Annotated in this window: 5 protein-coding genes; 3 read left to right on the forward strand and 2 right to left on the reverse strand. The window is 34.0% G+C overall.

The window, feature by feature from the left end:
- Positions 1 to 79 precede the first annotated feature (79 nt).
- Positions 80 to 1,690, forward strand: coding sequence for a hypothetical protein (locus tag T537_RS0108590; protein ID WP_031557252.1), 1,611 nt, complete (start codon positions 80 to 82; stop codon positions 1,688 to 1,690).
- 94 nt (positions 1,691 to 1,784) lie between these two features.
- Here T537_RS0108590 and trhA read toward each other — a convergent pair whose 3' ends face one another.
- Positions 1,785 to 2,606, reverse strand: coding sequence for a PAQR family membrane homeostasis protein TrhA (gene trhA / locus T537_RS0108595; protein WP_081823275.1), 822 nt, complete (start codon positions 2,604 to 2,606; stop codon positions 1,785 to 1,787).
- Between the two features lie 215 nt (positions 2,607 to 2,821).
- Positions 2,822 to 3,649, reverse strand: a complete 828-nt coding sequence (locus tag T537_RS0108600) for a helix-turn-helix domain-containing protein (protein ID WP_031557255.1) — start codon at positions 3,647 to 3,649, stop codon at positions 2,822 to 2,824.
- Between the two features lie 164 nt (positions 3,650 to 3,813).
- On the opposite strand from T537_RS0108600, the gene T537_RS0108605 reads away from it, so the two are divergent.
- Both T537_RS0108605 and T537_RS12715 read left to right on the forward strand, forming a co-directional pair.
- Entirely contained in the window at positions 3,814 to 4,641 is an 828-nt protein-coding gene (locus T537_RS0108605) for a CpsB/CapC family capsule biosynthesis tyrosine phosphatase (RefSeq protein ID WP_031557258.1), read from the forward strand.
- A gap of 263 nt (positions 4,642 to 4,904) precedes the next feature.
- Positions 4,905 to 10,988 carry a pectinesterase family protein gene (locus T537_RS12715; RefSeq protein WP_081823276.1) on the forward strand — a complete coding sequence of 2,028 codons (6,084 nt, stop codon included), beginning with the start codon at positions 4,905 to 4,907 and terminating at the stop codon, positions 10,986 to 10,988.
- The last annotated feature ends 420 nt before the right edge of the window (positions 10,989 to 11,408 follow it).

The raw sequence follows: 11,408 nt of genomic DNA on the forward strand, positions 1-11,408 counted from the left end.
ATTATTGAATGTATATTTTAAAAATTTATGCAATTATGATACAATAGTAACGTTAGCAAATAAAGAAGGGGTTCACATTATGAAAAAGAAGTGTAAGAAACTAGAGATTTTTTTATTTATACTTTTAGTGCTACAGTTACTAGTAATTGCAGTGTTTAATTTAACAAGATTGCCGTATGTTGCTGGATTTGATTCATCTGCAGCAATGGCACAGGCAATGCAAATTTGGAAACAACGAACCATATTTTTAAAAGATTGGGCATATCAGTCAACATTAGGCCTAGATTCGGGATTGTTACTTGCAAGTATGATATACGGGGTAACAGGAAATATATTCATATCCTATGGCTTATCTAATTGTGTAATAATAGCCCTGTATTTTTATGTGATATATGGAATTTTAAAGGAAATAAATGTAAGTAAGACAGTAAGGTTAATAACATTAATAATTCTATTTACACCATATTCATTAGAACCACTAGGATATATGCCGATGTTATTTACTAATGCATCTTATTATTCAATAAAGGTATTAATACCATTTATGTTTATATTTATCTTTATAAAGTTATATAAAGAAAGATATCTTGGAGAATATATAATAATATCTTGCATATTGGGGATAATGATGTATTTTACAGCATTTTCTTGTGGATTATATGTAATGATATGTGGTGTGTTACCAATACTTTTTTATGAAATTTATTATGTTGTATGTAATGGAAATATCCAAAAAATCATATCTAAGAGACTTATAGTATATGGAGTAGCTTTTTGTTTATTTGCACTAGGTTATATAACAACAAAATGGTATGGACAGTTTAATTTTACCAATGGAATGCAGTTATGCTCAGTATATGATTTTGGCAAAAATCTTGGTGGATTTTTAATAGGATGGCTACAATTATTTGGAGCACTTTATGGACGAGACTTAAGTGTGTTTAGTATGGAAGGAATATATAGTCTTGTACATTGGGCATTAATAATAGTTTTCGCAGGAGTTGTTGTTAGATATTTAAGAACAAATTCGCCATTAAGAAAGGTATATATAGGAAATAATGTGTCCTTAAGAACTCATGTGTTAGGAGCATGTGAGTTTATAATACTTGTAAATACAGGAATTCTGTTACTTACAAATATTACATATGGATCAGATACCTTTGAATTTAGATATTTATTATTTAGTGCAGTGGCATTTTTTATTATATTAGCAGCAGGACTTGATGAATATCTAGGAAATATGAAACATAACAAAAGAAAATTACTCTATAATTTCACATGGATATTAATAATAGTCCTAATGGTAATGGCAAATGCAGGAATGATAAAGTATTATGAAGGCTTTGAATATTATGATAAGGGTAAAGCATTAAAAGGGAGCTTAGTTGATGTAGAAAATATAGTGGATAAAAAGGACGTTGATTATTGGTATTTTGTAGGAGATGGAGAAATATGCGAAATATCAAGAGTTATGAGACTAAGTGTTAAAAATGTAGAGATTGCTGACGGAGATAATATATATTCAGTACGAGGCTGGGGGACTAAAAGTAATTATGAAGCAGCTGCTACAACAAGTAAGGACATGTATCTAATAGTTACAGAAGGAGATACTAATAATATAGCAGATATAGAATCCCTTGGAGCAAAGTATGTGGAAAGCATAGCAGGATTTAGAATATACGTAAAATAAGAAATTTCATAAAAAATTTTATAAAAAATGCACCAGAATTGTTAGATAATAACTAACAGTTCTGGTGCATTCTTAATTATATAGAGTAAATAAATCACATATTAGCAACAAAATTAAAAATCATAATATAGTGGCATAAGCTTCCAGCCATAACAAAGAGATGGAAAATCTCGTGGCTGCCAAAATTAGGATGAGCAGCATCAAATTTAACAGGCTTAAGTGCATAAATAATAGCACCAACAGAATACATAATGCCGCCAACTAATAACCACATAAAACCGCTAAAAGGAACTGCTGCAAGAATCTGAGGAAAAGCCATAACACAAGTCCATCCCATAATAAGATAGATGCATGAAGAAATCCATTTAGGGCAAGTAACCCATAAAAGCTTAAATGCAATAGCTATAAATGCGAGTCCCCAAACAATGCCAAGCATTACATAACCAATAGTATTATGAAGTGCAACAAGACAAATAGGAGTGTAGCTTCCAGCAATAAGAACTGAAATCATACTGTGGTCAAGTTTCTTTAAAAGCTTGTTAGCAGAAGGAGAAATATCATATGAATGATAAGTAGTACTTGCTGCATAAAGAGCAATCATGCTAAGCATAAAAACAGTAACACTAAATACATTAAGAAAACTATCAGCAGTTGAAGCTTTATAAACCATAGCTGGCATAAAGATAATTGCTAAAATCATACCGATTAAATGAGTGATAGCACTGCCAGGATCCTTAAGACGGAAATTGCCACGTTCTCTTAACTTATCAAAAGAAATAAGTCTAATAATGTGATTGTTATATCGAGGTCTGTAAATAGAATTGCCGCCGTAAGTATCACGAAGCCTAAAGGAATTCTTAAAAATGCTATTGTCTAGTTTAATCTGACTATTAGAAATAGGTCTTAAATAATCCATATAATTACCTCCTCTGTAAAAGTTTATATAAATCCATAATAGGAAACTCTTGTCGTGGTTTTTAATAACTTAGACATGTAGTTTTTAAAACTACGTCTGTAAGACAATAATACTATATGATTATTGATAATGCAAGAAATTTTTTACAAAAAGAAATACCGCAACTAAGTAAAAAACATTAGTTGCGGCTTTTATTATAAAATTTCTACATATTATTATACATGACATATGGGAACGCTTAGTAGAAGGTAGAGCATTTCTCTATTCCCCTCATATGCCTTAGAAACGGAAACTGCTAGAACATCCCCTGCAAGAATACAGTTATTTTTTTTCATAAATTCTTTAATGTTAGGAGATAGTTCACTATATATTTTTTGGTAGTTGTTTTCCTTAAAGGTCTTAACTTCGATTTTTTCAATACACATTATGGATTCCATACTAGGATAGTATTTAACATATTCGTTTTCCGTAACGTTAAACTTTTCAGCTATATAACCCTTAACAGACCAGCCAGCATTCAGTGTGTATTTTTTGGAATCAATGTCCTTTTTTTTCATAAGGTATATACGCTGAATTTCTGGATATTCGTATACGAAGGTGTTAAGAACCTTCTGGTGATTAGGGTCGCTAACCAACACATCCCCTTCTGCATAAAAACTGTAGAACATATCAACATTAGTCTTAAAGTAAGGCTTATCTAAGGCATCAATAGATTTATGCATAAGGATAATATCATCCTTTAGACGATGATGAGTATTTTGAAGATTGCTGATTAGTTTTTCAAGTTCCTTCATCTTGTGTTCATAGGCCTGAATGTTATCTTCCATGGAAAAATTTTTCATAGTGGCAAGTTCGTCATGTGAGAAGCCATAACTTCTTAATAGACGAGCATTTATTGCATTAAAGATGCACTCTTCATCATATATTCTATAACTATTTTGCTCATTTCGTTTGGATTTGAAATATCCAAATGATTCATAGCGTCTTACTGTATTAGTTGAAACATCCATTAATTTTGCTAAATCACTAATTTTGTAATTCATAACTACACCCCTTAAAAATATTATAGTTACCTAAGGAATAACTACATAACAAATTGTAGACTATAGTCTAGCTTTAAGCAAAATAAAATTGTTATTAAAGAAAATGTATGATATTATTCATAAGTATTGAAGGGCGGAATACTATTATACTGGAGGTTTGTAACTTGTTTAGAAGAAAAAGGACATATAATTGGACAATGGTAGATATACATAATCATATGCTTTTTGGAGTAGATGATGGGGCAAAGACACTAGAAATGTCCTTACAAATGTTAAAGATGGCGTTTGAAAGTGGTACTCAAAAGGTAGTGCTTACACCACATTATTCTCCAAGAAGAGGAAAAGCACCATATAAGCTGATTCTAAGAAATTATGAAAAATTAAAAGAAAGCGTAGCACAGGAAATTCCTGGATTAAGCTTATATTTAGGTAGAGAAGTGTATTATCTATCCAATGTATTTGAAGATATAGATAAAGTAGAAGATTCAGATGTGGATATGACAGATTATGAATGGGGAACCATGAATGATGTAAAAAATGATTTCCGAGAAAAAGATTTAAAGGCTATAAGAATGTGTGGAACTAAGAACATGATTATAGAATTTTCTGCAATGACAGATATAGATACAATTAGAAGAGGAATTTCTGACTGCTTTATGTCAGGATTTCAGCCAATTGTAGCCCATGTAGAAAGATACGTGTGCATAGTAAAGGATCCATTGTTAATTGCTGATCTAAGAGAAATGGGTGCATATATTCAAATCAATGCAGACTCTATAATGGGAGTGAACGGACCACAGGTTAAAAAGTGCGTAAAGAAACTATTAAGTGAAGAATTTGTTGATTTTGTAGCATCTGATGCGCATAATCTAACATCAAGAAAACCAATACTATCAGAAGCAAGAGATTATGTTTCCAAAAAGTATGGAGAAATTTATGCACAAAACATTTTTAGAAATAATGCAATAAAGTTATTAGGTTTGGAAAAATAGAAAACTTAAGTTTTTTAAAAGACAAAATAAAATTTTATTAGAACATAAAAAATACAAAATTCTTCCATGAAATTAATTGACCTTGACTCTGCGTCAGACTTTATAATTACTATACAACTAGCAAGTATTGAACAAGTAGCAGTTCAAGAAAAGCCTGTTTTAGATTACCCGCATTCTCTAAAACAGTTTTAAAGAGCTTAGGCTCTTTAAAATGGTTGTCTTGGTAAAGGGGCCAAGATAATTGATTGGGAGGACAATTCAATATGAAGCACGTAAGTAAACGAAGTTTAATTCGTCGCATCAGTAGTAGTGTTTGTGCAGCAGTAATGACAATCACTACTATCTTTAGTGGTGTCACATTTGCTAGTGCTGCAACAAGTCAAGGTCGCAAAATCGAAGTATGGGACTTTGGTGGAGTACAAGAAGCAGATACAAGCATGTATGACAACCAGATTGCGTCTAACTTTTGGGATATTTATGATAAGTTAGGCGATAATGGAAGATTTATTCAGGGAAAATCAGAGGTTGATAGCATTACTTGGGGAGATTTAACTCTTACTTATATAGGACAAGATAGAGTTTATCGAGATGCAAGTACAAAGACAGCAGGTTTAAATAACATTGCTCAAACTAAATATGATGATGGATATAATGCAAAGGGAATGTACTATTGTAATGGTACAGGATCTGACAAAAACAGATGCATGGACATAGCAAATGTTAAGGCAGGAGATAAGATTGTTGTATATATGGGAGCATCTAATGCAGCAGAATCAACAATTTACTTCAGATATGAGAATAGTGATGGAACTAAATCTCAGCTAGAGGGCCAGCCATTTACTAATGTTGGTGGTAAGCATGAATTTGTTGCACAGTACGATGGTACTTATAAGATTTATCCAGATAAGGCAGCAGGTAAACCAGTATATAACAGAATAATTAGAATTCCAGGAGTAGCGGTAACTGGAAAGGTAGATACACAAGGAAATAATCTTTCAGATTATGTTTTAAGATTTACATCTAATAGCACAGGAGCTACAACTGATGCTACAGTAGATTCTAACGGAAATTATTCAGTTACACTTGGAGCCGATGAAGAATATACAGTAAATGTATATGGAGCTAAGGGTTTTGGTACAACACAGGATACTAAGACAATAAAAACAAGTCGTAAAGATGCAATAACAGGAATAGCTAATAGAACAATAAAAATTGAGGAAAAATCACTTTATAGTTACACAGGAAAAATCACAGGATTTGATCCAAGCTATGATATATCAAAGCTTTCAGTAATTATGAAGACAGATGAAGATTCTATGGCAGAAGATGTTGTTCTTAGCATAGAAGCAGATGGAAGTTTTAGTGCAAGTCTTGAGGCAGAAGAAAACTACACTGCACAATTAAAGGGTGTTAATGACTATGAAGTAATTAAAGGAGGAGTAGTTAATAGTAAAACTGCAGTAACACAGGATATTGAGGTTGAACTTAAGCCTAAGTATGAAGTAAAGGGTAGTTTTACAGGATTAAATGGAACAACTCCAACATCATTAAAATTCGTAAATTTAGAAGATTCATATGAATATCCAGCAACAATAACTGCTAATGGATATAGCGTAGCATTACGTGATGGTTCATATAAGACAGTTGTAGATGTTAATGGATACAGAACAACAACACATGTTGTAGTAGCTGGTGCAAATGTAGAAAAAGACCTTATGTTTGTATCAACAACTGCTAAGGCAGCACTTGATAGAGTATCTGATTTATATGTTGGATATGAAGATAAGGGAAGTTTAAACTACAACACAGTAAGTGAAGCAGTTGAAGCAGCATCTTTAATGAAGCCAAGTTCAGAAGATGAGAGAATTACAATTCACATTGCTCCAGGAACATATAGAGAACAGATAAGAGTGAATACACCTTATATCTCTTTTGTAAATGATAGTAATGAAGAAGTAAAACTTACATGGTATTACGGAATTGGTTATAAATATTATAGTATCGATGATACAGGTTTTTATAATCCAGAAAATGCATATGATAAGTTTGATAAGGGAGCAGCTAATAAGTGGGGTGCTTCAGTTTATGTAACAGGCAATGCAGATTACTTTAGAGCAGATGGAATCACATTTGAAGCATCATTTAATAGATACTTAACAGATGAAGAGCTTGAAGATGGTGTTGTATCAGATGGTTCAATTGCATTTGTAAGAAGATATGGAGCAGACGTTACATCAAAATCAGCAACAGAGAGAGCAACAGCTTTTGCAGTTGAAGCAACAGATGTAGAAATGACAAATTGTTCATTCCTTGGTAGTCAGGATACACTTTATACAGGTAATACAGATGCTAGATTATATTTCTTAAACTGCCATGTTGAAGGTAATACAGATTACATTTTTGGTGATGGCAATTGCGTATTTGATGCATGTGATCTTTGTTTCTATGGTTACAGCACAGGTTCAGTTGGTGGTTATATTACAGCTATGAAGCCAAGTGCTAATGCAGGATATTTATTTAGAAACTGTACAATTTCAGGCAACGACAATTTAACAGTATCTAAGAGTTATCTAGGTAGACCATGGGGAAGTGATGCTAATGTTACATTCCTTAACACTAAGGTTTGTGGTGATTTAATCTTAGCTGAAGGCTATACAACAATGAGTTCTAATAAGCCTGAAAATGCAAAGTATAGAGAATATGGCACAGTTTACACAGATGGAACAGCTTGTGATTTAAGCAAGCGTGTAACAGGTGTTATTGATGAAAATACAGCAAATAGTATTAAATTATCAGATTACTTTGCTGATTGGACACCAGTTAGCTTAGTAAAAGAAGCTGATGGTGTTAGATTTGTAAAAGATCCATATATTGTTGATAACGGAGATATGAATGCTCCATATCCAGGACATGTATTAACAGCATGTTATGATTTAGGAGACAATATGGCTGCAGATGCATCTATTATTAGATGGTATATTGTATCAGATGATGGATCTAGAACACTAGTAAAGACATCTACAGCAAGTTCAGATAGAACATATAAGATTACAGATGAAGCAGTATCAAAGCACATTTGTCTTGAAGTAGAGCCACAGACAATTTCAGGTCAGAAGGGTGAAACTAAGACAATAACTTTAGAGGCATTTGTAAGAGAAGGATACGAAGATCCAACAGGAAAGGTAACAGATCCAACAGTAGGTGATGGAATTAATATTTTCCTTGCTGGTGATTCAACAGTTAAAGATTACTCAACAAAGGGTATGTATAACGGTGGAAAATCACAGTCAGAAGGATCTTGGGGTGAATATTTACAGGATTATTTTGATAGCGATTATGTAAACGTAGTTAACTATGCTAATGGTGGTAGAAGTACTAGAAACTTCATTAATGAAGGAACACTAGACAAAATCGCAGCTAATATTTCAAAGGGTGACTACTTATTTATTCAGTTTGGACATAATGACTGTGCTAATGAAATTGGATATAGAGAAGATAGATATGTTCCACTAGGTCAGCCAGATGCTAATGGAATCTTCCCTGTAACAGCAGGTCAGAAGGTAAATACACCATCATCCCTTAAGGATAAATATGGTGATACATATTATTCATATGATTGTGGTGCAACATATAAGTGGTATTTATTACAGTATATTAATGTGGCTAGACAGGTAGGAGCAACACCTGTGCTTGTAACACCAGTTGCAAGATTATACTTCACAACAGAAGGAACAATTAGACCACATCACGATGCAAGTGACGCATCAGACACATATGCAGGTTCATATGTACCAGCAGTAAAGTATAATTCATATGTAGAGGCAGTTAGACAGCTTGCACAGGAAGAAAATGTAATGTTAATTGATGAATTCCAGATTACTAAGGATCTTTATGAAAAAACATACAAGGAAGATTCTTCAGCAGCTAACGGAGTTTCACCAGCAGCATCTAAATTACTATGTGATGGCGATAGCACACATTCAAGTAAATTAGGTGGTTTTGTGTCAGCAGGTTTAATGGCACAGGATATTCAGAATAAAAATTTGAATATCTCAAAATTTGTCTTAAAGCCAACTAAGACAAGTGGTGTAAAGGCAAATGGAACAGTTGAGTTTACAGTAAATAAGGATGGCGTAATTGATACAGATGTGCCTCAGCTTAAAAACTATACTCAGAACTTACTTGATAGCATTAATGCCAAGGCAGAAGAGTTATCAAAAGAAGAAACACCTGATACACCAGAAGTACCAGATACACCAGAAACACCAAGTCAGGGTGATGATAGTGCAAGCCATACAGTATGGGTAATAGGTGATTCAACAGTATCATCATTTAATGATGCATATTACTATCCAAGATATGGATATGGAACAATGCTTTCACAGTATTTTACTGATAATATTACAGTTAAGAACTTAGCTTTATCAGGACGTTCATCTAAGAGTTACGTTAACGATAAGGAATATAAGGAATTAATAGATGGTATGCAAGAGGGCGATTACCTAATTATAGGTTTTGGCCATAATGATGAGAAAAATGAGCCAGATAGATATACATCACCAAGTGCAGATATTAACGAAGCTGGAACATTTGGTAACTCATTATATGAGAATTATATAAAGAAAGCACAGGAAAAAGGTGTAACAGTAATTCTTGATACACCAATTGTTAGAAGAAGTGCAGATGGTAATTGGTCAGCATCTAACCTACATCAGGCAAATGGTGGTGATTATGCACAGGTAATTAGAGATTTAGGTGCTAAGCTAGGACTTACAGTAATTGATATGACAAATATCACTAAGAATTTATATGATGAACTTGGACCAAGTGAAACATTATACTTACATGCTTGGACATCAAAGGATCCATCATCAGTAGATAATACACATATCAATATTTATGGAGCTAAGCTTCTAGATTACTACTTAACACAGGCAATTAAAAATTCTGATAATAGCTTAGCTAAGTATGTAAAGGATGTAACTAAGCCAACTAAGGAAGCAGATTTAGTGGTTAATCCAGAGTATAAAGAAGCTTCTTATGAACCAATAGCAGATGGACAGGTATCTAGCCTTTGGAAGAATGTAGGAATCTGGAGTGGTTCAGTATTTGGAAATGTTGGCGGAGATGATAAGATTACAAATTCTAACTTTGTACTTGAAGAAGTAGAAGGTGGAATTAGAATTGCAGCATTAAACGGCAATGGAAAAATTGCAGGCACTAATGAAGGTCTTGCAATGTATTATTACAAAGTGCCAGTAGGTAAGAATTTTACATTACAGGCAACAGCTAATGTTAATGCAGTAACATTAAATGATCAGGTTTCATTTGGTTTAATGGCAAGAGATGATATGTATCTTGATAAGGCATTAACAGAAACAATGGGTGATTATGTGGCAGCAGGTCCATTAAAGCTTACAAAGGATGATAAGTGGAATTGCTTTGCTAGAAAATCAGGAACATTAACACAAGGTGGAACATGCAGCCAGACAGCTAGCATTAATGCAGGTGATAGCTTTGATCTTAAGATTGAAAGCAATTCAGATGGTTATGCTTGTACATTTGGCAATGAGCAGACAATTACAGCTGGTTTTGATTTTGCACTTACAAGTAATGATCCAAATTACGTATACGTAGGTATGTTTGTCTCAAGAAAGGCAGACGTAACATTTACTAACATCAGCTTAGTAGTAGATGGTGTACAGGTATATGGTGAGGCAAAAACGCCAAGTGAAGAGCCATCAGAGAACCCATCAGAAACACCAAGCGAGAACCCATCAGAGAACCCATCAGAAACACCAAGCGAGAATCCATCAGAAACACCATCTGATTCTGGTGAGATTGCAGGTGATCAGGGTAAGGTATATGAGATGCTTGAAGGTGGCAATTTAAGCCTAGTAAAGGGTGAGGCTAAGGAATTAGTATTACGTTCTGCAGCTGACTTTGCACTATTTAAGGGCGTTTATGTAGATGGTGAATTACTAGATGAAAGCAATTATACAGCTAAGGCTGGTTCAACAATTATTCGCTTAGCAGCTGATTATGTAGCTACACTATCAGAAGGCGAGCATGAAATTAAGATTGTATCAGAAGATGGTGAGGCAGTAGCTAAGATAAGCGTTGCAGCATCTGAAGCTGTAATTGGAGATGAGACAGCTAATGAAGTGGCAGCAGACACAGCAGTAGTAGAGGCAGCTATAACAGATACAGCAACAGCAACAGTGGCAGAAACTACAACAACTACAGCAGATACTAATGCATTAAGACTTTACTTAATACTTGCTTTAGCATCAATGACTTTACTTGCTGGCAATCTTAAGTTATCTAAGAGCAAAGAAAATAGATAGTTAAATGCTAATATCGCAACTAACCTTGCGATTTGGCACGTCAAAGACGTGTATATATAGCCTAAAACAACAAAGGGGAGGATGTCATTAATTGGCATCCTCCTTTTAATGTGCGCCTTGCGGCGCACGTTTCTAATGGGTGAAAGTCCCTAATCCGCCCTAGTAGTGGGAAGGATACAGCCAAGACCAAGGGTGTCCATCGTGAGGTGGAATCTGAAGGAAGGTGGAGGCAAATCTCTGGTCTGACGAACAGAAATCACATCAGGCTATAGTTAAGGATAAGGTTGCATTACAAACTGAAGTCCAATAACTACTCGGAATTAACTGTAGTAAATGTGGCAGATATGTGGAGAGAAAGAAACGTGTGGTACCAAGGGAGGTCTTGTCAGCAAGTGGAAACAGAGTATGAAACTTGTAGTA

Origin of the sequence: Lachnospira multipara LB2003 (genome assembly GCF_000702205.1) — a bacterium.
Classification (GTDB): Bacteria; Bacillota; Clostridia; order Lachnospirales; family Lachnospiraceae; genus Lachnospira; species Lachnospira multipara_A.

Coding starts and splice junctions, on each gene's coding strand:
- T537_RS0108590 (WP_031557252.1), top strand. CDS start 80: ATGAAAAAGAAGTGTAAGAAACTAGAGATTTTTTTATTTATACTTTTA.
- T537_RS0108600 (WP_031557255.1), bottom strand. CDS start 3,649: ATGAATTACAAAATTAGTGATTTAGCAAAATTAATGGATGTTTCAACT.
- trhA (WP_081823275.1), bottom strand. CDS start 2,606: ATGGATTATTTAAGACCTATTTCTAATAGTCAGATTAAACTAGACAAT.
- T537_RS12715 (WP_081823276.1), top strand. CDS start 4,905: ATGAAGCACGTAAGTAAACGAAGTTTAATTCGTCGCATCAGTAGTAGT.